Source organism: Bradyrhizobium arachidis (genome assembly GCF_024758505.1).
GTDB classification, from domain to species: domain Bacteria; phylum Pseudomonadota; class Alphaproteobacteria; order Rhizobiales; family Xanthobacteraceae; genus Bradyrhizobium; species Bradyrhizobium manausense_C.
Genome location: NZ_CP077970.1, coordinates 3,503,471 through 3,526,416, shown reverse-complemented (window position 1 = coordinate 3,526,416; position 22,946 = coordinate 3,503,471). Strand labels below are relative to the sequence as shown.

At 64.6% G+C, this 22,946-nt stretch carries 16 protein-coding genes; 4 read left to right on the top strand and 12 right to left on the bottom strand.

Features of this window, described 5'->3' with window-relative positions; genetic code table 11:
• Positions 1–238: 238 nt before the first annotated feature.
• Together KUF59_RS15770 and KUF59_RS15765 are read right to left on the bottom strand one after the other, a co-directional pair.
• A complete protein-coding gene (locus KUF59_RS15770; protein ID WP_258769665.1) occupies positions 239–2,527 on the bottom strand; it encodes a DUF1522 domain-containing protein in 2,289 nt (762 codons plus the stop codon).
• Positions 2,528–2,891: 364 nt separating this feature from the next.
• A complete protein-coding gene (locus KUF59_RS15765) occupies positions 2,892–5,180 on the bottom strand; it encodes a DUF1522 domain-containing protein (RefSeq protein WP_258769664.1) in 2,289 nt (762 codons plus the stop codon).
• Positions 5,181–5,488: 308 nt separating this feature from the next.
• On the opposite strand from KUF59_RS15765, the gene flbT reads away from it, so the two are divergent.
• Positions 5,489–5,908, top strand: coding sequence for a flagellar biosynthesis repressor FlbT (flbT, locus tag KUF59_RS15760; RefSeq protein ID WP_212457503.1), 420 nt, complete (start codon positions 5,489–5,491; stop codon positions 5,906–5,908).
• Positions 5,909–5,988: 80 nt separating this feature from the next.
• Here the strand turns inward: flbT and KUF59_RS15755 are convergent, their stop codons facing one another.
• From KUF59_RS15755 to KUF59_RS15715, 9 genes are all read right to left on the bottom strand, one after another.
• Complete coding sequence (locus tag KUF59_RS15755) at positions 5,989–7,497, bottom strand: pyridoxal phosphate-dependent decarboxylase family protein (RefSeq protein ID WP_212457504.1); 1,509 nt, start codon at positions 7,495–7,497, stop codon at positions 5,989–5,991.
• On the bottom strand, positions 7,494–8,738 hold the full coding sequence (locus KUF59_RS15750) for an ATP-grasp domain-containing protein (RefSeq protein ID WP_212457505.1): 1,245 nt from the start codon (positions 8,736–8,738) through the stop codon (positions 7,494–7,496). The genes KUF59_RS15755 and KUF59_RS15750 overlap by 4 nt, the downstream gene beginning before the upstream one ends.
• Before the next feature lies 1 nt (position 8,739).
• Positions 8,740–10,350, bottom strand: a complete 1,611-nt coding sequence (locus tag KUF59_RS15745; protein WP_212457506.1) for a hypothetical protein — start codon at positions 10,348–10,350, stop codon at positions 8,740–8,742.
• A gap of 9 nt (positions 10,351–10,359) precedes the next feature.
• On the bottom strand, positions 10,360–11,142 hold the full coding sequence (locus KUF59_RS15740) for a hypothetical protein (RefSeq protein WP_212457507.1): 783 nt from the start codon (positions 11,140–11,142) through the stop codon (positions 10,360–10,362).
• A 75-nt stretch (positions 11,143–11,217) separates the two neighbouring features.
• Complete coding sequence (locus tag KUF59_RS15735; protein WP_212457508.1) at positions 11,218–13,530, bottom strand: beta strand repeat-containing protein; 2,313 nt, start codon at positions 13,528–13,530, stop codon at positions 11,218–11,220.
• 17 nt (positions 13,531–13,547) lie between these two features.
• Positions 13,548–15,431 carry a flagellar hook-associated protein FlgK gene (gene flgK / locus KUF59_RS15730; protein ID WP_212457509.1) on the bottom strand — a complete coding sequence of 628 codons (1,884 nt, stop codon included), beginning with the start codon at positions 15,429–15,431 and terminating at the stop codon, positions 13,548–13,550.
• Positions 15,432–15,473: 42 nt separating this feature from the next.
• Positions 15,474–17,726 carry a flagellar hook-basal body complex protein gene (locus KUF59_RS15725; protein WP_212457510.1) on the bottom strand — a complete coding sequence of 751 codons (2,253 nt, stop codon included), beginning with the start codon at positions 17,724–17,726 and terminating at the stop codon, positions 15,474–15,476.
• A 213-nt stretch (positions 17,727–17,939) separates the two neighbouring features.
• On the bottom strand, positions 17,940–18,440 hold the full coding sequence (gene msrB / locus KUF59_RS15720; RefSeq protein ID WP_212457511.1) for a peptide-methionine (R)-S-oxide reductase MsrB: 501 nt from the start codon (positions 18,438–18,440) through the stop codon (positions 17,940–17,942).
• Between the two features lie 115 nt (positions 18,441–18,555).
• Positions 18,556–19,989: an NAD(P)/FAD-dependent oxidoreductase gene (locus KUF59_RS15715; protein WP_258769663.1), complete on the bottom strand. Its 1,434-nt coding sequence runs from the start codon at positions 19,987–19,989 to the stop codon at positions 18,556–18,558.
• Positions 19,990–20,082: 93 nt separating this feature from the next.
• On the opposite strand from KUF59_RS15715, the gene KUF59_RS15710 reads away from it, so the two are divergent.
• Both KUF59_RS15710 and KUF59_RS15705 read left to right on the top strand, forming a co-directional pair.
• Positions 20,083–20,619 carry a SixA phosphatase family protein gene (locus tag KUF59_RS15710; RefSeq protein WP_212457513.1) on the top strand — a complete coding sequence of 179 codons (537 nt, stop codon included), beginning with the start codon at positions 20,083–20,085 and terminating at the stop codon, positions 20,617–20,619.
• Between the two features lie 60 nt (positions 20,620–20,679).
• Complete coding sequence (locus KUF59_RS15705) at positions 20,680–21,105, top strand: universal stress protein (RefSeq protein ID WP_212407388.1); 426 nt, start codon at positions 20,680–20,682, stop codon at positions 21,103–21,105.
• Positions 21,106–21,180: 75 nt separating this feature from the next.
• Here KUF59_RS15705 and KUF59_RS15700 read toward each other — a convergent pair whose 3' ends face one another.
• Positions 21,181–21,417 (bottom strand): DUF1127 domain-containing protein, encoded by a 237-nt coding sequence (locus tag KUF59_RS15700; RefSeq protein ID WP_212457514.1) that lies wholly within the window; start codon positions 21,415–21,417, stop codon positions 21,181–21,183.
• 183 nt (positions 21,418–21,600) lie between these two features.
• Between KUF59_RS15700 and KUF59_RS15695 the strand changes: the two genes are divergently transcribed.
• A complete protein-coding gene (locus KUF59_RS15695; protein WP_212457515.1) occupies positions 21,601–22,944 on the top strand; it encodes an aminotransferase-like domain-containing protein in 1,344 nt (447 codons plus the stop codon).
• Positions 22,945–22,946 lie beyond the last annotated feature (2 nt).

The window sequence follows — 22,946 nt, the reverse complement described above, 5'->3', positions numbered from 1 at the left end:
CGCTCGCGCTCATAAGCGTCGGTTCACCATAATCGCACGCAGGACAGCTGAGGCGATCAGAATAAGTCCTGTAATCGCTGGCGTTTTTTGCTCGTTAGTGCGCCATTAACCATAACCGCCAGTTACTTTTTACGGTTACTTTTTTATGCGGTGCGCTGCCTCCCCTCTCCTGCCGACGCAAAAAAGCGGCGGGGCTAGAGCCCCGCCGCCATTGTCTTGCTTGCGATGTCCGCCGCGATTAGCGGAGGAGCTGCAGCACGCTCTGCTGCGACTGGTTGGCCAGCGACAGCGCGGAGACCGCGATCGACTGACGGGTCGACAGCGCCTGGCTGTTCGCCGCTTCGACGTTGGTGTCGGCCAGCGTCAGGTTCGACGAACCGGTCTGCAGCACGTTGATCAGGTTCTTGTTGAAGTCCTGACGCACCTGCACGATCGTGAGGTTCGAACCGAGCGCGGAAGCCTCCGAACGCAGCGTGCTGGACGCGGTGTTCAGGTTGGTCAGCACCTTGTTGGTGGCGGAGTTGTCGATGAAATCGACGCCGCCGGTCAACGCGGCCAGGCCCAGGCCCTTCGAGTTGTAGGTCACGCCCGTGATGTTCAGGCTCGACTTGCCGGTCTCGTCGAACACCAGCTTGAGCTGGTCGCCGTTCAAGAGGTTGACACCGTTGAACGAGGAGTCGAGCGAGGTGGAGTCGATCTGCTGCAGGATGTTGTTGTACTGGTTGACCAGGTTTGAACGGGTCGTTTGTGCAACCGTATCCTGCGTTGGCGAAGACGCCGTCGAGAAGGTGAGCGCGGTGGTGAGCGTACCACCGATCACACCCCCCGCAGCCGCCGAACCGATCGTCGCGGACGCGTAGTCATTCGTCGTCGAGATCGTCAGACGGCCGTTGGCGTCGATCGTCGCAGACAGGTTGTTGGCCTGGAGCTGCGAGTTGAGCTGATCGAGCGTCTTGACCGTACCGTTGGTGCCATCACCGAAGGTGACGTTGACCGCCGAACCGCCGCTGAAGGAGGTGAAGGTCAGGGTCTTGCCGGAGATGCCGCCGATGCCGGAGGTGCGAGCCGCGGTGAAGGCCGTCCCGGTGCCGGTGTTGCCGGCGAAGCCGAGAACGTTCAGCGCATTGCCGGTGCCGGTGATCGACAGATCGGCGTTGACGCCGGTCGAGATCTTGAGCTGACCGGAGGCATTGACCGACGAGTTGGTCTGGCCGGAGGCAGTCGCAAGCGTCGCGGTGCCGTTGGCGGCGATCGTGGCGGACTGCACGCCGGTGGCAAGGTCGATCGCGTTCAGGACGTCAGCAATCGTACCGGCCTGCAGATAGACCGTCGAGTTGCCGGCGCCGTCGGTGATGACGTTGCCGCTCTTGCCGGAGCCGGTCGGGATCGCCGGCGCACCGGCAGAGCCCGGAACCGGGGCGTTCTTGAAGCTGATGACGTGACCATCCACGTTCAGCGTCGAGCCGTCCTGCAGCAACGAACCGAGCGAAGCCGCGCTGGTGGTGCGCGCCACGGTCACGGTGGCGTTGCCGCCGCCGACGGCCGAGCTCAGGCCGAGAGCCTTCAGGAGGTCAGCCTTGCCGGTGACGTTGAGATCGGCACCGGTGGAGCTGCGCAGCGTAACCTTGCTGGCCGTGGTGACGCCGATGTCGGAGGCCGTCTCACCAGCGCTCGTGCTGATGGTCGCAGCACCCGCGCTGTTCACGGCAACCTTGACGCCGCTGGCGAGGTCGATCGCGGTCGCGAGATCGCCGACTGTCGCCGCCGGAGCAGCGGTCGTGCCGAGGAAGACGGTCGAGTTGCCGCTGCCATCCGTCACGATGTTGCCGCTGACGCCCGAGCCGCTGGCGACAGCGGTCGAGGCCGGAGCAGCACCGGCGCGGAAGGTGATCGTGTGGCCGTTGACGGTAACCGTGTCGCCATCGGCAGGCTGAGCGTTGCCGATCAGGCCGGTCGCGGTCGCCGCACCGTTCGCGATCAGGGTGATGCCGGCGGACAGAGCCGTCGAACCGTCACCGGCGGTTGCCGTAGCACCCGTGGTAACGCCCTGGGTCGCGCCCAGCGTGATGGCCGAGGTCGCGGCATGGGTGCCGCCCGCGGTGCCGTCATACAGCACGTTGCTGGTGGCAACGGTGCTGGCATAGGAGGTCGTGCCACGGAGGTCCGCAGCCGTCGCGCCCGAAACGGTGGCCGAGACGTTGGACTTGGTGGAGTAGCCGACCGTGGTCTGCAGCGCCTGGTTGGCGATCGACTTGGCGCTGTCGATCAGCTTCTGCAGCGAGGTGATGCCGGTGTTGGCAGCCTGCAGAACCTGCACGCCGTTGGCAATGCCATCGAGCAGGTTGTTGATGTCGCTGGCGCGGTTGTCGAGCGACTGTGCCGTGAAGAAGTTGGTGGGATTGTCGAGAGCCGAGTTGACACTCTTACCGGTGGAAAGGCGGCTCTGGGTGGTGGCGAGAAGATCAGCGGTCGACTGGAGAGAAAGCAGGTTCTGACGAACCGACGACGAGAGAACGATACCGGACATAGAGTGTTACCTTTCTGGTACGCTACGCAACTAACTTCGATCAAGATTAATCGATGGCCGGGACGGTGAACGCAGACGGCTAACAAAGCATGAAGCGCGTCGCGCCAGTCCTTGCGCGGATTCACCATATGGATCGTCAGAGCCAGATCGAGCCCACGCGTATCGTCATGATCGGATGATGATTTTTCGCGCAGCGACGTGACGTTTGCGACTTGTCAACCATAACTCACAGTGAGCAAAGCGGCATATCGCGGAAAGCATTTACCTTGCTCGCGAGCGCTGCCTCGACGAACCGCCGAGACAAAAAGAAAGCGGCGGGGCCGAAGCCCCGCCGCCATTGTCTTGTTGGCGATGTCCGCCGCGATTAGCGGAGGAGCTGCAGCACGCTCTGCTGCGACTGGTTGGCCAGCGACAGCGCGGAGACCGCGATCGACTGACGGGTCGACAGTGCCTGGCTGTTCGCCGCTTCGACGTTGGTGTCGGCCAGCGTCAGGTTCGACGAACCGGTCTGCAGCACGTTGATCAGGCTCTTGTTGAAGTCCTGACGCACCTGCACGACCGAGAGGTTCGAACCCAAGCTCGACGCTTCCGAACGCAGCGTGCTGGACGCAGAGTTCAGACCGGACAGCACCTTGTTGGTGGCGGAGTTGTCGATGAAGTCGACACCACCGGTCAACGCAGCGAGGCCCAGACCCTTGGAGTTGTAGGTCACACCCGTGATGTTCAGGCTCGACTTGCCGGTCTCGTCGAACACCAGCTTGAGCTGGTCGCCGTTCAACAGGTTGACGCCGTTGAACGAGGAGTCCTGCGAGGTCGTGTCGATCTGGTTCAGGATGTTGTTGTACTGACTGACCAGGTTTGCCCGGGAAGTCTGTGCAACAGTGTCAGCAACCGGCGAAGACGCCGTCGAGAAGGTGAGCGCGGTGGTGAGCGTACCACCGATCACACCACCCGCAGCCGCCGAACCGATCGTCGAAGACGCGTAGTCGTTCGTCGTCGAGATCGTCAGACGGCCGTTGGCGTCGATCGTCGCAGACAGGTTGTTGGCCTGGAGCTGCGAGTTGAGCTGATCGAGCGTCTTGACCGTGCCGTTGGTGCCATCGCCGAAGGTGACGTTGACCGCCGAACCGCCATTGAAGGAGGTGAAGGTCAAGGTCTTGCCGGAGATGCCGCCGATGCCGGAGGTGCGAGCCGCCGTGAAGGCCGAGGCCGTGCCGGTGTTGCCGGCGAGACCCAGCGCGTTCAGCGCGTTGCCCGTGCCGGTGATCGACAGGTCAGCATTGACGCCGGTCGAGATCTTGAGCTGACCGGAGGCGTTGACCGACGAAGCCGTCTGGCCGGACGCGGCCGCAAGGGTCGCGGTGCCGTTGGCGGCGATCGTGGCGGACTGCACGCCGGTGGCAAGGTCGATCGCGTTCAGGACGTCAGCAACCGTACCGGCCTGCAGATAGACCGTCGAGTTGCCGGCGCCGTCGGTGATGACGTTGCCGCTCTTGCCGGAGCCGGTCGGGATCGCCGGCGCACCGGCAGAGCCCGGGACCGGGGCGTTCTTGAAGCTGATGACGTGACCGTTCACGTTCAGCGTCGAGCCGTCCTGGATCAGCTGACCGAGCGAAGCCGCGCTGGTGCTGCGCGCGACGGTCACGGTGGCGTTGCCGCCGCCGACCGAAGAGGTCAGACCCAGAGCCTTCAAGAGGTCAGCCTTGCCGGTGACGTTGAGATCGGCACCGGTGGAGCTGCGCAGCGTAACCTTGCTGGCCGTGGTGACGCCGATGTCGGAGGCCGTCTCACCAGCGCTCGTGCTGATGGTCGCAGCACCCGCGCTGTTCACGGCAACCTTGACGCCGCTGGCGAGGTCGATCGCGGTGGCGAGATCGCCAACGGTCGCCGCCGGAGCAGCGGTCGTGCCGAGGAAGACGGTCGAGTTGCCGCTGCCATCCGTCACGATGTTGCCGCTGACGCCCGAGCCGCTGGCGACAGCGGTCGAGGCCGGAGCAGCACCGGCGCGGAAGGTGATCGTGTGGCCGTTGACGGTAACCGTGTCGCCATCGGCAGGCTGAGCGTTGCCGATCAGGCCGGTCGCGGTCGCCGCACCGTTCGCGATCAGGGTGATGCCGGCGGACAGAGCCGTCGAACCGTCACCGGCGGTTGCCGTAGCACCCGTGGTAACGCCCTGGGTCGCGCCCAGCGTGATGGCCGAGGTCGCGGCATGGGTGCCGCCCGCGGTGCCGTCATACAGCACGTTGCTGGTGGCAACGGTGCTGGCATAGGAGGTCGTGCCACGGAGGTCCGCAGCCGTCGCGCCCGAAACGGTGGCCGAGACGTTGGACTTGGTGGAGTAGCCGACCGTGGTCTGCAGCGCCTGGTTGGCGATCGACTTCGCGCTGTCGATCAACTTCTGCAGCGAGGTGATGCCGGTGTTGGCAGCCTGCAGAACCTGCACGCCGTTGGCAATGCCATCGAGCAGGTTGTTGATGTCGCTGGCGCGGTTGTCGAGCGACTGTGCCGTGAAGAAGTTGGTCGGATTGTCGAGAGCCGAGTTGACGCTCTTGCCGGTCGAGAGACGGTTCTGGGTGGTGGCGAGGAGGTCAGCGGTGGACTGGAGGGACAGCAGGTTCTGACGAACGGATGCTGAGAGGACGATGCCGGTCATTGCGTGTTACCTTTCTGGTAAGCGTGCGTGTCTTGTCGATCGTGATTGATCGCGAGACAGGCGGACCGTGCGTTTGAGAATCTAACGAAGCATGAAATGAAAACGCCGCATTCTCTGAGTCGGCGCGCGAAATGGGGGTATCGCGGCACCCGCCGCGTATTTTCACCCTCAATCATCTTATTGATCTTGCTTTGCTTTTCTCGATGCACCCGAGACCTTCACAACTCGTTAACTAATGTTAGGGAAGGATTGCAGCCTGATAAGCCCCAAAACAGCGCTGGTTACGAAAGCGTTGATGGAGAACAGGCATGGCTCTCAAGGTCGAGCTCAGACCGCACGAACGCATCATCGTCGGTAACTGCGTGATAACCAACACCGATCAGCGCGCCCGCCTCCTGATCGACGGCGAGAACGTGCCGATCCTGCGCGAGCGGGACATTCTGACGCCCGAGACGGCTGACACGCCCGCCAAGCTCGTCTATCTGGCGGTGCAGCTTATGTACATCTCGCCGGATCCGCAGACCCAGCACGGCACCTACTTCAACCTGGTGCGCGACATCGTCACGGCGGTGCCGAGCTCCTGGCCGATCATCGAGAACATCAACAACCACATTCTGAACGGCGACCTCTACAGGGCGCTGAAAGAGGCCCGCAAGCTGATCGCCTACGAAGAGAAGCTTCGCACCCACCTCGCTACACAAACCGGCGACGTCAGTTCGGCGGCCTGATCCGACCGACGCACCTCCAACGCAGACTCGCCCCGGACCATGTCCGGGGCGTTTTGTTTTGGTGGTGTCGTTGTCGGGACTTATTGTGCCGCGAGCGGCGGTGCTGCGATCTCGACGACGCCATCGCCGCTGCGGCGCGCGCCGAACTCGAGCACGGCCGATACCAGCGCATCGATGTCGCTCGCATCGGTGCGGTGATTGACGATCGCCGCGCGGATCGCGAGCTTGCCGTCGAGCGTCGTGCTCGATGGCGCCGCGATACCAGACTCCTGGATATCCGCGACGATCTCGCCGTTGATCCCATCCGCATCATCGGCGCGATAGCGGAAGCAGACGATGTTGAGGTTGACCGGCGCGAGCAGCTCGAGTTTTGGCTCGGCGACGACGCGCGCTTCGAGATACTTTGCGAGCGCGCAGGTGCGCGCGATCGCCGCGCCGAGCCGTTCGGTGCCGAACGTCTTCAGCGTGAACCAGGTCTTCAGCGCGCGGAAGCCGCGCGACAGATCAGGTCCGAAATCGCACGGCCAGTGTGAACCTGCGGCAAGCCCCCTCGCCTCGCGGCGCAAATAGGCCGCAGGCTGCGCAAACGCCTGCCGATGCCGCTCGCCGTCGCGGACCAACAGGAAGCCGGCATCGTAAGGCACCTGCCCCCATTTGTGGAAATCCAGCGCGATGGAGTCCGCGAGCTCGATGCCGGCGAGCAGCGGCGCAAGCTCGTCCGACAAGACGGCAAGCGCACCGAATGCACCATCGACATGAAACCAGATCTGCTCTTCGCGGCACAGCGCCGCGAGCGCCTCGAGGTCATCGATCGCACCGATGTCGACCGTGCCGGCGGATGCGACGACGAGGAACGGCTTGAACCCGACTTCGCGATCGATCGCGATCTGCGCGCGTAGCGCGGCGACGTCGATGCGATGATCGGCATCAATATCGATCCTGCGCAGCGCATCGGTGCCGAGGCCCGCAATATCCATTGCCCTAGAAATGCAGCCATGCGCCGCCTTCGACGTGTAGGCCGTGAGCAAGGCGCCGTCATTGCCGATACCATGCTGCCGAGCCAGCGTGCCGAGTGCGGAGCTCCGCGCCACCAGCACTGCCATCAGGTTGGCCATCGACGTGCCCGTGACGAGGATGCCGCTCGCACCTTGCGGGAAGCCGAACAACTGACGCATCCATTCGACGATCTGCCGCTCCACCTCGATCGGCATGTGATCGCGGCCACCGAGATTGGCGTTCAGTCCCGCCGCCAGCATCTCTGCAACCATGCCGACCGCGGTGCCGCCGCCATGTACCCAGCCCATGAAGCCGGGATGCACATTGCCGGTGGCGTACGGCGCAATGTTTTCCGAGAACTCGCGATAGACATCGCCGAGCTCGGCGGCTGCGCGCGGCACATCGGCTCTGAACTCCGCGCGAACGCGATCCGGAATCGGCTGCCAGACAGGCCGCTCGCGAACATTGGCGATGGAATCGATCGTCTCGTCGAGCATGCGATGCGCAAGCGCGCGAAACGCGCTCCAATCTTGCGGATCGAGCGATGCGCTCTCGACTGCGGTGTTCACGTCGTTCCTGACGATCTCGTTCATGCCTGGCTCCCGGCTTTCGCGTGACGCGCCAGCATCGCAGTGAACGCAGCAAAGATCTTGCGCATCTGCGGCTGTTTGTAAGGAAACACGTCCGGCGAATCCATGTTGTGCACGACTGCCGTGTTGTCGGCCTCGAAGATCAGGAGCTCGCCGTCGCTATTCTCGGCACAGTCGATGGTGAAATAGTCGAGCCCGACGCGCCGGCTCATCTCGTCGAGCGCAGCGCGATGGCGACGACCAAACGCGTCGTCGAAGTCGTGCATGAAGGCCGCCTCTTCGGCGCGCTTCTCCTCGCTGAACGCCATGTAGGCATTGAGGTACCATATGTCCCAGCGATCCGCGATTGCCATGTGACAGGCGTAAGGGCGGCCGTCGACGATGGCGAGACGATATTTGCGGTAGAGACCGTCAGCGTTCGCATAATCGACGAAGCGCGCGACGAAAAACTCCTGCTCGCTTCGTTCGGTCAGATAGCTTGCGAGCGAAGCGGCATCGTCGATCTTGGCGAGGCCGACGCCGGCATGCGATCCGCGCGGGCGCGCGATCATCGGAAAGCAAAGTTCGTCGGCGATGTCGCCGCAACGCATCTCGCCAGCCGCAAGTGCCGTCAATTGCGAGCGCATGGCGCAGATCGTTGCGGGAATGTCGAGCCCCGGAATGTCCGCAAGCAGGCGGTAGAGCTTGTCGCGATCGAGATTGGCGATGCGGTCCGGACGATTGAGCAGCGGCCGCGGCCAGCGCGATGCGGCATTGTCGATCGACGCGAGTGCCTCGCGACACTCTTCGGAGTCGGATGCCACGACGATGGCGACGTCGTGATCCGGCAGCGGCTCGGGCAGACCGACGTCCTTCACCACATAGAGCGTCAGCAGCTCGATCTCGGATCCTTCGAGCAAAAATTCGATCGGCGTGTTGCCGCCCATGTCGATCGCCGCCGCAAGCGCAAGCACACGCAGTGCCGGTTTCGTCACGGCGCAGGGCGAGCGGAACAGTTGATGGAAGGCGAGCACTTCCGCCTGGATCGCAAGCCCGCCCTCCTTGTCGCCGAGGAGCTGGGCGATCAGCGACAGATCGAGCCCCTCGCCTGCCTGCGCAGTACCATCGGCGATCTTGGCAACGAGCCGATCGCGCAACGGACGCAGGTCGACGCCGTCAAAAGCCTGATGCGTCAGCCGCGCGAAGCCGATGCGGTCCGCGAATTGCGGCGCGGTCAGGCGATGCGGATCGGAAAAGTGCTGCATCTCAAACTCCGGAAACAGACGTCGTCACTTGCGCCGCGCCGTCAGCGCGGCCCAGCAACAGCTCGATCTTCACGATCACATGGGCGATGCGATCGAGAATGTGCTGCAGATTGCGCTGCGCTTTTGCTGCGTCCGGCGACCAGGCCTCGGTCACCAGCCGCGCGCCGACGCAGAGCCGCAGCGCGGCGTGCGGCGTGCCATCGGGCAGATCGATCCGCACCGGTTGACCGACGAGGCAGCGTTGCGCGGCGACCTCGCGGTCTGCAGCGCTGCCGTCGATGTCGCCATTCATGTCGCGTGCGAGCGCGCGATAGATGGCGCTGGTGTCGGCGATCGGGATCGGCTTGCCCTGCCGTAGCAGCGTGAACGGAAAGATAGTGGCGTGGGCGAATTCCTCGTCATCGACGCCGGTCTGCCGCGGCGCGGACACCGCACTGAGCGACGACGTCAGCGCGATCATGCTGTCAATGCCGGCCTCAAGCTCGGCCAGCGCGCGGGCGCGGAATGCACCGGGCACTGCATAGTAGGCGGCCATCTCGCTCAGCGCCGCTTCCCAGCGCAGCCACTGGCCGAAATTCGGCCGGCTCTCGAAACGGGATCTGAGCGCAGGCCAGCCCTTCGGCCAATCGCTACGGCTCGCATAGTCGAAGAAACCCGGCGCAATCTCCGCATCCTGGTCGAGCGCGCGCGAAAATCCCTTTGGCACGAGCAACGCGCCGCTGAAGGCCGGTCCGCCGAAGAATTTCGAACCGGTCACCAGCACCATGTAGCCGCGGTCCAAATAGAAACGCAGCCGGCGGCGCCCGAGCCGCATCTGGCAGGCATCGACGACGATCTTGACCTTGCCGGGCCAGCGCCGCGCGATCTCATCGAGGCAGGCGTCGCTCGGCGCACGCCAGCCGAGCTTCGAGGAGTCCATGATCTGAAGCAGCACCGGCGCGCCCCGCGCGACCGTGGTTTCGATCGCCCGCAAGATCTCGGCATCGGCATCCCGGCGCTGAGCGATGACGGGGACGGCATCGCGCAGCGGCAGCGCGATGGAATCACCGGCAAGACCTGCGATCGGAGCATCCTTGCGCACCGAGACGCCGCTCGCCGTTAGGCTGCTGAAATGATGTCCGCGCGCGGTTGCAGCCGCGCCGCTTCCGGTCTGATCGGAGCCGACGACGATCGCCACCGGCGGACGGCCGAGCGCGGCGCGCGCCAGGAACAGCGCGTGAAGCTGGGAGTCGGTGCCCGAGGGCGAGAACACCACGTCAACCCGCGGCGGAATCTGCAGATGGCTGCGCAGCTCGTCGCGCATGTCCTCGACGCGGGCATCGAAAGCGACGTCCACCTCGTCGAACAGCGATTTGTGGACGAGCTCTTCGCGCGCCAGCGCGGCCCGCTCATAGGCGGACTCGGAGATCGACGAAGCGGTCGAGGACGCGAAGTTCCAAACCTCGTCGGACGGCACCGGCGCACAGCCATAGGCGTTCAGGCGACTTTGCGGATCGAGCGCGAGGCGGACGTCACCGCCGGACGCGAGCAGCGTCTCGAGCGGCGTGAAGAGATCGCGCAAGCGATAGCGCGGACCATCCGCAGGACGCAAACGGGACGCACCGGCATTCATCGGCGAGGCTCACGCGGCATCGGCGGCTACGGCCGGCGCCGCCGCGAATTGCGAGGCGATGTCGCCGTGGAATACCGAGGGCCCGACGTGATCGAGCGAGCTCTGGATGTCGGCCCAGATCTCGCCGCCGATGTCGGTCCAGCGCTTGCAGAAGGCAAAGTCCTCGGAGAGATAGGTGCCGGTCGCGGGGTCGATCATGCACTCGAACAGTGCGAAGCGGTTGCGGCTCGCGGCCAGCGTGTCGTGCGAATGCTCGCGGAAGAATTGCAGGTTCGCGTAGTCAGGATGGCGGCACATCGCCTCCAGCACGTGACGCCGGATCATCAGGAATCCGGTGCCCGCATAACGCACGCGCGTAAAGCCGTTGACCACCACGATGCGGTCGGGGTCCTCGATCTCGAGCACGTAGTCCAGCGAGGCCGCCGCAACGTCCGCCCGCCCCGCCTCGATCGCCCGCTTGGCCTTATTCCAGTTGACCCGCTTGATCGGGTAGCAGCCGGCCACGACGTCGGCACCGCATTCGATCAGCCGGAACACCTGCTCGGGCTTAAATCCGATATCGGCGTCGACGAACAGGAAATGCGTCGCCTTGGGATCGTCGAGGAACATCGCGACCAGATTGGCCCGCGCCCGCGTGATCAGCGCGTCTCCGTCGCGCAAGAGCACCTTGAGCTCGAGATTGGACATGCCGTGCACGGCGCGCTGCAGCGCGAAGATCGAACTCGCATAAATGCTCGACACCTGCCCGCCGAAACACGGCGTGGCTACGACCAGTTGCATCCGCTCCGACATCGACGGCTCCCCACGCGCCCCAATTCCTCACCAAGAGGTAAAGAGGCATGGTTAACGGGACCTTAACGGACGCCCTCAGAGGAACTTCACGAGCGACAACTGCGCCAGGCTGGCGGTCGTCTGGTAGGAGGCCTGGAGGGCGTTCTGGAGCGACAGGATTTCGCTGGCGACCTGATCGGGCGAGGCCGACTCAGCCTGGTCGATGATGGTCTGGAGCTGCGCCTTGGCCTGGGTCTGGCGCGTGGTCGCGTCCTTCATCGTATTCTGGGACATCGCGATATCGGTCTGGATGTCCTCGATGCGCTGCTGGCCGGGCTGCTGGGTCAGCGCCTGCGCCGTTCTCTGGCTCAGGGCTGCGACCGCACCGCCGGAGTATTGCCCCGTGGTCGAGGTCGAGAACGTTCCGAACACGGCGATCGCCTGCAATTGCCGCCGGATCGCATCCTCGTCGGCCTGCGCGCCGTATTGGACCGTGATGGAGTCGTCGACCCGGGCCACCGCCGTGGAGCGCGCCGAGCCCGGCCCGTCATTGCCGTTGTACCATCTGACGGTGTTGGCCGTGCCGTTGACGAGCGTCGTGGCCGATCCCGCGGGCGATGAACCGACCCGCAGCGGCGCCTTCGCCGCCGTGATCGTGGTCGAGGAGAAGCCGAGCGATCCGAGCGCGCTCGCATTGGAGCTCGTGATGTTCAGGCTGCCGGGGTCGTCGGTGTTGATCGTGATCACGCCGCCATGGATGGTCGACGGCTTCGAGGTCCCGGTGATCTGGTCGATCTTGCCGAGCAGAGTTGTCACGTCGTCGGTAATGTTGATCTGGTTTGGGCCGGTGGCGCCCGAGGTCATGAACGTCAGAGTCTGACCGTTGACCGTGATGGTGTCGCCGGCCGCGAAGCCCGATGAGAGCACTTCCGGGCCGCCCGCCGTCGCAGTACCGCTCAGCACGGTTGAGCCGGTGATCGGAGGCGTCGACGGCACGTTGCCGCCGCGCGCCACGCTGCTGATGCCCAGCGCCGTCGCTGCCGCGCCCCCGGTGACGGAGACGTCGGTGGTGGTGCCGGTGGAGATCTGGATGTTGCCGCTGGGACTCAGCGTCGCGGTGACGCCAGCGCCGCCGGCGGTCTGGATCGCAGTCAGGATGTCTTGAACCGTCGCCGTGGTGCCCGCACCGAGGCCGATCGTGGTGTTGTTGCCGGCCGGCGTGACGGTGGTGCCGTTGTTGAAGGTGATCGTGTTGCCGTTGATCGTCAGCGTCGTCCCGCCGAGCGCGGTGAGGATGCCCGAAGCGAGATGGTTACCTGCGGTCGCATCGAGTGAGGTGGTCGAGGCTGCCGCGACCGCTGCGTTGTCCTGCAAGGCGACCGAGCCAGTCGCAGTCGTGGAGGTATAGGCCGAGCGCAGATTGCCGGTGGCCGCCGCATTCGCGGTCGTCGACCCCACCGTGTTGAAGAAATTGTCGCCCGCCGTAATCGCTGATGCCGCGACCAGCGAGGTGCCGGCGAGCTTCTTGATGGCGATGTTCAGCGCGTTGTTGAGGTTGGTCGCCGTGTTGGCCGGCGTCGTGGTGTCGATCGCGAAGCTGCCCACGGGCGTCGGCGTCTTGCTGCTCGCGGTCAAATCGATCTGCTCGGTCGTGCCGTCCGGCAGCGTGAACTGGACGCTGAGCTTGTCGCCGTCGGCGGGATTGTTGCCGTTGAGATCGACCGAAAACGATACGGGCGATCCGCTCGGGCCGGTCAAGGTCGCGCCGGTCAGCGTCGAGGAGACCGCCTTGAGCTTCAGGCCAAACGGCGACGTGGCGGAGTCCTCGGCCACGTTGATGGAGCTTGGGGTCGGCTGCGTCTGAACCAGCCGTCCCATGCCGTTGGTGCCGAGGTCAGCCGCCTGGCGCTCGGCCATCACGGTCTTGAAGCCGTCCTGGGTCGTGGTGCCGTTGATGATGTCGCCGGCGTTGGTCACCGGCTGCGTATTGAAGGCCGTCCCGGAAAACAGATAGCGGTTGCCGGTCTGCGTGTTCAGCACGCCGACCATCGAGCCGAACTGGGCCGCCGCCGTGTTCTGCGCGATCGTCTGTCCGTTGACGTTGAGGTCCTGCGCGGTGTTCGCAGCGCCAGTCTGCGTGTTGCTGCGAATGGTCGTCAGCGCCTGCAAGGCCGTGTTGGCGAGGTTGATGCTGACATTCACGTTGGTGATCGTGTCGGTATAGGCCGCGATGTTGGACAGCTGCGCCCGCGAGGCGATCGCAAAGCCTTCGTTGGTGCCCATGCCGGAATAGCTCTGCGACAGCTTGCCGGTGGAGAGCTGCGTCGACAGATCGGTGAGCTGCTGGTTGATGTTGCGGACCTGCGCGCCGAGAATCGACGAGGAATAGTTGATGCTGCTGATCGACATGTTTCAGAGCCTGCCGGTTAGATCTGAGCCTGGATCAAGGTGTTCATCATGTTCTGCACCACCGACATCAAATGGGCGTTGGCGGCATAGGCATTCTGAAGCTGGATCAGGTTCGACATCTCCGTGTCGAGACTGACGCTGGAGGTCGAGTTGAACTTTGCCTGCAGCGTCGAGACCACGACGCTCTGGCCCTGCTGCAATTGCGTCGCCTGGGTCGAGGCATTGCTCTGGATACTCAGGAACTGCTGGAGGTAGCTCGAGACGGAGCCGGTGAAAGGTTGGTTCGCGGAACCGAGGCCAGTCTGCGGCGAATAGGAGAACACCGTGTTGGTGAGCTGCGAATAGAGGAAGTCCGAACGCGTGGTATCGCCGGCCGGCGTCACCGGCGACGTGTTGTACACCGACAGTCTGGTCGGATCGGCTGAAACCGCCGTGTTCACCGCGATGCGCCCGGCAAGGCCGGTCATCTGCGAACCAGACGAGGTGATCGCGCCGGTATAGAGCGCCTGCCCGCCGTCCGTGAACAGTGCCAGTTGCGGATTGCCGGATGTCAGCGACGAGATCGTCTTGGTGGTGGACGTCGACGTGATCTTGGCAAGGCCCGAGCCGTCGTCGGTGACGCGCAGCGTCGTGGCCGTCGCGGGCGACGGCGCCGCAGAGAACGCCAGATGCGAGCTGGGCAACGCATTGTTCAGCGCCGCCGCGATCGCGGCCATACCGTTGGAGAAGTTGACGCCGACCTGCACCGGGTTGGCGTTGGGGGCGTTCTGGAGCGGCAGCGCCGCCGGATCGGTAACGTTGACCAGCGTAACCTGACGCTGCGTGTTGGTCGCGGTGTCGGTATAGGTGATGTTGACCGTATTGCCCGGCAGAGAACCCGCGAGGTCGAGATCGAAGCCCGCCGGCGCGGTCGAGGTCGCGGTGCCTGCCGTGGTCTTGTCGGACAACGCACTCGACATCGTCGCAGCGAGCTGGTCGAGCTGGTTCTGCGCCTGCACCAGCGTCTGGTCGCGCAGCTTGAGATCGGCGGCGATCTGGCCGGAGGACACCACGTTGTTGGCGACGACGTCGAGCTGCGAGCCGTTCGGCAGCTTGATGTTGAGTGCACCGACGGTCGATTTCGCCGGGTCGATGTTGTAGAGCGAGGTCGCCGTCAGTGCACCGGCCGATGCAAAGGTGAACTGCGAGGCGAGCCCGGCGCCGACAAGCTGGATGCCTGTGGTGGTGTAGAGGTTGGCCTGGTTCGATCCGTCGACGGTGACGCGCACGTCGACGAATTTCGACAGCGTGTTGATCGCCTGGTCGCGCTGGTCCATCAGGGTTGCGGCGGACGGATCGCTCGCCGCCAGGCCCTGGAGCTTGGTGTTGATGTCGGCGACCTTCTGCATCGCCGCGTTGGCCTGCTGCGCCGATGTGCCGAGATCCTGCTCGACATTGGAGCGCAGCGACTGGATGCCCTTGGTCGAGACGTTCAGTTGCTGGGCCAGCGACTGCGCCGCCGCCAGCGCGACCGTCTGTGCCGACGAGGAACCGGCGCTGGTCGACAGCGCCTGGAGCGAGTTGGTGAAGGTGTTGAGCGCGGTTTCAAGCGTGCCGCTGCCGCCGGGATTGCCGTAGACGTTCTGAAGTTGCTTCAAAATGTTGGCCATCTGGTCGGCGTAACCGCTGCCGGCCGTCTCGGTGCGCAACTGGCCCAGCACGAAATTGTCGAGATCCCGGCTGACGCCGGTCGTCACCACCGTCGATCCGAAATCGCCGGTGGAGACCTCGATCTGGTTGGGCGTCTGGGTGACGTAACCCGGCGTCTGCGAGTTTGCGACGTTCGACGAGACGATCGACAGAGCAGCCTGGTTGGCACGCAGACCGCTCATCGCACTGGCTAGGGCTGAACTCAAACCCATCTTACTGGCCGCCTTTGGTTACGTTACGCGTCGAGAAGCCGATCAGCGCAACACGTTCAGGAGATCCTGCACCATCGAGTTCGCCGTCGTGATGACCTTGGTGTTGGCCGAATAGGCCTGCTGAGTCACGATCAGCTTGGTGAACTCGTCGGCGATGTCGGTGTTGGAGCCTTCAAGCGAGGAGCCTGAGATGTTGCCCGAGGCACCCGCGATCGCCGGACCCGACTGGTCGGTCACGGCATAAGCGCCGCCGTCCAGCGCCTTCAGGTAGTTGGTGCCGTTGAAGTGCGACAGCGTCACCTGGGCGAGGTCGAGGTTCTGACCGTTGGAGAAGGTGCCGACCACAAGGCCGTTGTTGTTGACGGCGACCGAGCGAAGCTGACCGGCGGCGTAGCCGTTCTGCGTGATGGTGTTGATGGTCACCGCACCGCTGGTGCTCGCATATTGCGTCAGGCCGCCCGAGGAGATGTTGAAGGCGACCGAGCCGAGCGATTGGCCGCTGACGCTGACGTTGTTGATGGTGATGCCCGAACCGGTGGGCGAGGTCAGTGAGCCGTCGCTGGCAAAGGTGAAGGCCTGCCCGGTGTTGACCCAACCGACCGTCGTGCCGGTCGCATTCGGGTCGGTCTGATAGAACAGGTTCCAGGTGTCGGAGTGACCCGTGCCGAGCGAGGCGCTGTCGGTCTTGGCCCAGCGCAATTGCAGGTTCACCGGCGTGCCGGCCGCGTTGTAAGCGGTCACCGCCCCACCGCTGATCGATTCCTTTGTAAAGGTGGCGATGTCGTTGCCGATCACGGTCCCCGTGCCGGCGGTGCCGCCGCCGTTGCGATTCTTGGTGATGGTCGAGGTGAAGCCGAGCGCAGCAAAGGCGGAGCTGTTGGAGCTGGACACCGTCAGGTTGGCGACGGTGCCGGTGTTGAGCGTGATCACACCGCCGGCGCTGACCGAGGATCCTGAGGCTCCGGAGAGAGCGTCGATCTTGCCGAGCAAGGTCGTGATATTGTCGGTGACATTGATCTGGTTCGCACCCGAGGCGCCGGAGGCCATGAAGGTCAGCGTCTGACCGTCGACCGTGATGGTGTCGCCGGCAGCAAAGCCCGACGAGAGCACTTGTGCGCCGCCTGCCGTTGCGGCACCGCTCAGCACCGTGGCGCCCGAAATCGCAGGCGTCGACAGCACGTTGCCGCCGCGCGTCACGCTGCTGATACCTAGTGCTGTTGCTGCCGTGCCGCTGCCGACCGCCACGTCCGTCGTTGCACCAGAAACGATCTGGATGTTGCCGCTGGCGGTCAGGGTTGCCGTGACGCCGGCGCCGCCGGCCAACTGGATCGCATTCAGGATGTCGGCAACTGTCGCGGTGGTGCCCGCACCGAGGCCGATCGTGGTGTTGCTGCCGGCCGGCGTGACGGTGGTGCCGTTGTTGAAGGTGATCGTGTTGCCGTTGATCGTCAGCGTTTGACCGCTCAATCCGGTGAGGATGCTCGATGCGAGATGCACGCCCGCGGTATTATCGAGGGACGTGGTCGTCGATGCCGCAGCCGAGGAATTGTTCTGGAGCGCGGTCGTGCCCACTGCAGTCGTCGACGAGTAGGCCGAGCGGATGTTGCCCGTGGCTGCCGCGCCGGAAGCTGTTGCGTTGGTATAGGGCGCCGGCGGGGTGCCTACCGCCAGCGGGTTTGCGGCATAATCCGACGGATTGAGTCCACCGGCGGCCAGCAGCGAACCGGGCGTCGCGGTCGAGCTCGCCACCGTATTCGGCTGCGTCGGCAGGTTCGCCGCGTACTGGATAGAGGTCGTCGCCTGCGCCGGAACGAAGTTGTTCTGGAACTGCAGCACCGTCGGCACGCTGCCGGTCGGGTTACCGGTCTTCGGGTCGACCGCGACACCCATCAGATAGTAGCCGGCGCCGTTGACGAGATTGCCGTTGGCGTTGACCTGGAAGTCGCCGCGGCGGCTGTAATAGGTGACGCCGTCGAACACCGGCACGTTGTCGACGACGCCGCTCGCTTTCTGCACCGAGAAGAAGCCGTCGCCGGTGATCGCCATGTTGGTGGCGACGCTGGAGGACGAGATCGTACCCTGCGTGGTGATGGTCGCTTTCGCGTTGGCCGTCACGCCGCCCGCGACCTGCTTGCTCGGTACGGAGGAGTCGGGAATGAGATCGACGAAGCTGGTCCCGATGCCCTTGTAGCCGGTGGTCGAGGAGTTCGCGATGTTGCCGGAGATGTTCTGCAACGCGTAGGACTGCGCCTGAAGGCCGCCCACCGACGTGTTCATCGCATCGAAGATACCCATAACTTTGTCTCCAAATTCGATCTCGGCGGCCAGTCGACACCTTGTGCCCATGGCCGCAATCGAAGGAGACAGTCGCAAGGCCTATGCCAATGCGGGTATTTTCGTGAAATCAATGACTTAAATGGAGAGGCCCCGGCCGACCGACCGGGGCACAATTGCCGGGCCGGCAACATTTGCCGGGGCGTATCGTCATGTGCGGGCCGACGGAACGCCTTACGTTGCCGACGCCGCGGCGGGATGGAAGACCAGGCCAAACCCGTCGATGCAGTAGCGCAGTCCCGTCGGCTTCGGACCGTCGTCGAAGACGTGGCCGAGATGGCCGCCGCAGCGACGGCAATGCACCTCGGTGCGGACCATGCCGTAGGTGCGGTCCTCCGTCTTGCCGACATTGCCTTCGATCGGCTGGTAGAAGCTCGGCCAGCCCGTGCCGCTCTCGAATTTCGTCTCCGAGGAGAACAGCGGCAGGTCACAGCCGGCGCAGGCGAAGGTGCCCTTGCGCTTCTCCTTCAGGAGCGGACTCGAGCCGGGCCGCTCAGTGCCGTGGTTGCGCAAAATCTCATATTGCTGCGGCGTGAGCTGGGCGCGCCACTCCGCCTCGGTCTTCTCGATCTCGAACTTCTCCGCGGCTTGTGCCGGCGTGGCTCTCAGCCAGCGGAACGCGGCAAGGCCAAACAGGCCGGCAACGGTCGTCAGCAGGATGCGGCGGTCAAACATCTCTTTCTCCGTGCGAGGGGACTTCTCACCTGTCCACGCGCTGAGATACGGGCTTCAACGCCCGACGTTACACGGTCAGGCGGTGAATTTTCTCAACTTATTGCGAGATGACGTCTTATTGCGAGATGCCCTCGCCTTCATGGCGCACCGGTTCCGGACGGGCCGGTCGGACCGCGCCGGGCGGCGCACGGCGCGGCCCGGTACCGGCAGCCCGGTTGGCCTCCGCAAGACGGGTCTCGCGTTCGCGCTCCTTGACCCGGGCCCGCTCCCGGTAGCGGGCAAGCGTGCCCGCGGCTGCCGAGCTCGCCCTGCCCCACATGCCAATCAACTGGCCGGCCACGCGGCCGGTCGGGCCCCCCGCCCACACCAATTCGAACGGCGAGAACAGCCGCCAGCGCTCGTCGCCCCACAAAATGCTGCGGGCGATCAACTGGCCGGCCATCGCGGAAGTGTTCATGCCCTGGCGGCCGAAGCCACTGGCCACCCACAGGCCTTTGCGCAACTGGCCGATCTGCGGCATGCCGTGCACGGTCTGGCCGGTGACCCCGCCAAAGACGTCCGCGATCGCGACATCGCCGAGATCAGGAAATATGCTGCTGATCCGCCGCTTGATCGCGCCGGCGAAGCGCTGCGGCTTGGCCTCCCAGGTGGTTTCCGGGCTCGCCCACAGCAGCCGATCGCCGTCGACGATCCGGAAATGATCGATGCCATCGGTATCCATCACCGAGCCCTTGAAGGCGACGATGTCATGCACGCGTTCGCCGAGCGGCTCGGTGATGCCGGCATAGCGCCACACCGGCAGCAAGGTCTCCGACAGGCGCCTCAGCGGCGCGCCGAGATGGATGTTGCCGGCAAGCACGATATGTGAGGCACGCAAGCGCGCCGACGGCGTGACGATGCGCTTGCGAATGCCGGAATGATCGATGCTGACAACCGGCGTATCCTCAAAAATCCGCGCGCCGGCCCGCCGCGCCAGCGCCGCGAGCGCATGGATGTATTTGCGGCCGTCGACCTGAAACGCCCTGGGATAATAGACGCCGTGGAAATAATGATCGGTCTTCAGCGTCTCGCGCACGCGCTCGACCTGCCATCCTTCGACATCGGTATCGAAGTCCTCGTACAGCATCTGGAGGCGGCTGATCAGACGATCACCGGCATCGACGTTGGAGACTTCGAGCACACCTTCGCTGAGGCCGATCCCCAGCATCGCGTCCTCGGTGGCGTTGGCGCGGACGAATTCGGCGCCGTCCAGCGACAACGTCCAGAGCTCACGGGCATCCTCGAAACCGATGCGCTCGATCAGATCGGCCAGCGGCAGCGCAAAGCCGGGCATCACGGTGCCGAGCTGGTTGCCGGAGGCGTTCCAGCCGATATGCCGTCCCTCCAGGACCGCGACGCTCGCTCCGAGCCGGGCCGCTTCCAGCGCAATGGTCAATCCGGCCAATCCGGCCCCAATGACACAGATATCGGCATCGAGATCGAAGGATAGCCGTACGCGCTCGCGAAAGCCGGCCTCGTCCTGGGACACGCTTGTGAAAGTCTCGCTCATGTCGTTTTCTTAAAGGACCGATCGGGCGCTTGTCACCTTGTCCTCAACCGGCGTCTGTAGATTAATTCCTGTCCCCAACGATTCGAGAATGCCATGCGCCGACTGTTGCTGCTGCGTCACGCCAAGACCGAGACTGACGCGCCAAGCGGCCGGGACAAGGATCGCCGCCTCGACGACCGCGGCCACAAGGACGCGGCCCGAATCGGCGAATGGATCGCCGATCACGGGCCCTCCCCGGACATGGTACTGGTGTCGCCGGCGGTACGCGCCAGGCAGACTTGGGACCTCGCCTGGGAGGCCATGAAGGCGCACGTCGCTGCGCCACAGGTCGAATTCCTGCCGGAACTCTACGGCGCCGATCCGGCGCACCTCCTGGTAACCATTCGCACCGCGACAATTCCGGCAAATCCCAAACGGCTGATGCTGGTCGGCCATAATCCCGGCATGCACGAGTTCGCGCTGATGCTGACAGGCAGTGGTGATGCGGCCAGCAGCAAGGCGCTCGCCCACAATCTGCCGACGGCGGGACTTGCGATCTTCGACTTTGACGTCAAGGATTGGGGTGACGTGGCATACCGCCGCGGGAAGCTGGCGCTGTTCGTCAGCCCCAAGCTGCTGAAGCAGGCGTGAGACGACGGGCGCTGTCTCAAGTCTTCCGATCCGGCTTGATCGACCGACAGGGAGGCGCAGATGTTCAAGTCCATCCTCGTGCCCATCGACCTCGCCGACACCGATCTGGCGAAGCCGGCCATCGCGACCGCGGCAACGCTATCGCAGACCTGGAGCGGCGCGGTGCGCCTGCTCAACGTGCTGCCGATGACGCCGGTGATGCTGGCCGAATACGTCCCGGCCGATTTCGACGAGCAACAACGTCAGACCTCCGAAGAGGCGCTCGCCATCGTCGCACGCGAATCCGGCATCGAGGCCGGTCACATCTCGAGCGTGGTGCGGCAGGGCGGCATCTATCACGAGATCCTGGAGGAAGCGGCCCAGATGAAGGCCGACCTCATCGTCATGACCTCACACCGGCCGGCGATGCGCACCTATTTTCTGGGCTCCAACGCGGGCCACGTCGTGCGCTACGCAAAGTGCTCCGTGCTGGTGGTGCGGCACTAAAGTTTGCAACGTCGTCGGGGCGAGCGGGCCCCGCACCCGTGACGGCCGGGGCCATGCCCCGGCCGTCACTGCGCGTCACATGTAGCGCATCAGGTCGGTTTTTACCGATCCGTAGACGGCATCCTCGATCTGGGAGCGCGAGATCCCGATGTCGCGCAGCGCGCGCTCGTCGAGTTCGTTCAGCGTCTTGATCGCGGCACGGCGCTCCAGATGGTCGAACAGCGCCTGCACGCCGTTGACGACGGAGCGGAGAAATCCGCCCGATGAGGATGGGCTCAAATTCTGCCCGGCAGTCTGCAAGATCGTGGTCATTGTTCTTCTCCGGCTATCGGTCCCGCGCGGCGACGGCTGGCCGTCGGCCCAGGCGCTGAAGCGCCTGCTCCTTATTGCCCTCGGATTGCTCTCGCAGCCCTCGGTCCAATCGCGGAACTTGATGGAACTTAAATGCTCCAGTACAATCCTCGGTGCAAGGAAAACATTGCTCTCGGTGCAATAATGTCGAAGTTCGAATACGTGAAACTGGCCGATACCATCGCTGCCGAGATTTCGAGCGGTGCCCGCAGACCAGGCGACCGCCTGCCGCCGCAACGTAGTTTTGCGTATGAGCGGGGAATTGCCGTCTCTACCGCGAGCCGGGTTTACACGGAGTTGCTGCGCCGCGGACTCGTGGTCGGCGAAGTCGGCCGCGGCACGTTCATTTCCGGAGAGGCGCGGCGCGGAATCACTGCGCCGGCAGAGCCGCGCGGCGCGCGCGTCGATTTCGAGTTCAACTATCCGTTACTGCCGCAGCAGACCGCGATGATCGCCAAGAGTCTTGCCGGCCTCGAACGGCCCGACGCACTGGAAGTCGCGCTGCGTCCCGCGACCAGCACCGGGACTGCGACGACGCGCAGCATTTCCGCCGCCTATCTCTCGCGCCAGGGCTGGTCGCCGAATCCCGATCACCTCGTGTTCACGTCCAACGGCCGGCAATGCATCGCGGCTGCGCTCGCAGCACTCGTTCCCGCCGGCGGACGCTGCGGTGTGGAGGCGCTGACCTATCCCTTCATCAAGGGCATCGCCGCACGTCTCGGCATCACGCTGGTGCCGCTGTCGATGGACGAGCATGGCATGCGTCCCGACGCCATCCAGAAGGCGCATCGCGAGGCGCATCTGGCGGCGCTCTATCTGCAGCCGACGATCCAGAACCCGCTCGGCATCACCATTCCGCTGGCGCGTCGCAACGACATTTTGCGCGTTGCCGAAAAGCTCGACCTGCCGATCATCGAAGACACTGTCTACGGTTTTCTGGCCGACGAAGCACCGCTCGCTGCACTTGCGCCAGACCGCTGCCTTGTGGTCGACAGCCTGTCGAAAAAGGTGGCACCTGGGCTCGCGCTCGGCTTCATCGTCTGTCCGCCGCAATTGCGCGAAAGCGTGATGGCATCGGTGCGCTCGGGCGGTTGGACCGCATCAGGCTATGCCTTCGCGGCCGGGCAGCGGCTGATGGGCGACGGCACCGCGGCCGAATTGTCCCGGCTCAAGCGGATCGATGCGGGCAAGCGTCAGCACCTCGCGGCACAGCGCCTTGCCGGCTTCGACATGCAGTCCGACCCGCGCTCCTATCATCTGTGGCTGGCGCTGCCGCATCATTGGCGCTCGCAGACCTTCGTCGCCGCCGCCGGCCGCCGCGACATCGCGCTGACGCCGTCGACGACGTTCGCAATCGCCTCCGGTCACGCGCCGAACGCGGTGCGGCTCGCGCTCGGTGCACCGAGTTTCGAGCAACTCGACGCCGGCCTGCGCACGTTGGCCTCGATGCTGCGTGCACGGGAAGAGGATTTTGACTCGACCGAATAGTG

Coding starts and splice junctions, on each gene's coding strand:
- KUF59_RS15770 (WP_258769665.1), bottom strand. CDS start 2,527: ATGTCCGGTATCGTTCTCTCGTCGTCGGTTCGTCAGAACCTGCTTTCT.
- KUF59_RS15765 (WP_258769664.1), bottom strand. CDS start 5,180: ATGACCGGCATCGTCCTCTCAGCATCCGTTCGTCAGAACCTGCTGTCC.
- flbT (WP_212457503.1), top strand. CDS start 5,489: ATGGCTCTCAAGGTCGAGCTCAGACCGCACGAACGCATCATCGTCGGT.
- KUF59_RS15755 (WP_212457504.1), bottom strand. CDS start 7,497: ATGAACGAGATCGTCAGGAACGACGTGAACACCGCAGTCGAGAGCGCA.
- KUF59_RS15750 (WP_212457505.1), bottom strand. CDS start 8,738: ATGCAGCACTTTTCCGATCCGCATCGCCTGACCGCGCCGCAATTCGCG.
- KUF59_RS15745 (WP_212457506.1), bottom strand. CDS start 10,350: ATGAATGCCGGTGCGTCCCGTTTGCGTCCTGCGGATGGTCCGCGCTAT.
- KUF59_RS15740 (WP_212457507.1), bottom strand. CDS start 11,142: ATGTCGGAGCGGATGCAACTGGTCGTAGCCACGCCGTGTTTCGGCGGG.
- KUF59_RS15735 (WP_212457508.1), bottom strand. CDS start 13,530: ATGTCGATCAGCAGCATCAACTATTCCTCGTCGATTCTCGGCGCGCAG.
- flgK (WP_212457509.1), bottom strand. CDS start 15,431: ATGGGTTTGAGTTCAGCCCTAGCCAGTGCGATGAGCGGTCTGCGTGCC.
- KUF59_RS15725 (WP_212457510.1), bottom strand. CDS start 17,726: ATGGGTATCTTCGATGCGATGAACACGTCGGTGGGCGGCCTTCAGGCG.
- msrB (WP_212457511.1), bottom strand. CDS start 18,440: ATGTTTGACCGCCGCATCCTGCTGACGACCGTTGCCGGCCTGTTTGGC.
- KUF59_RS15715 (WP_258769663.1), bottom strand. CDS start 19,989: ATGAGCGAGACTTTCACAAGCGTGTCCCAGGACGAGGCCGGCTTTCGC.
- KUF59_RS15710 (WP_212457513.1), top strand. CDS start 20,083: ATGCGCCGACTGTTGCTGCTGCGTCACGCCAAGACCGAGACTGACGCG.
- KUF59_RS15705 (WP_212407388.1), top strand. CDS start 20,680: ATGTTCAAGTCCATCCTCGTGCCCATCGACCTCGCCGACACCGATCTG.
- KUF59_RS15700 (WP_212457514.1), bottom strand. CDS start 21,417: ATGACCACGATCTTGCAGACTGCCGGGCAGAATTTGAGCCCATCCTCA.
- KUF59_RS15695 (WP_212457515.1), top strand. CDS start 21,601: ATGTCGAAGTTCGAATACGTGAAACTGGCCGATACCATCGCTGCCGAG.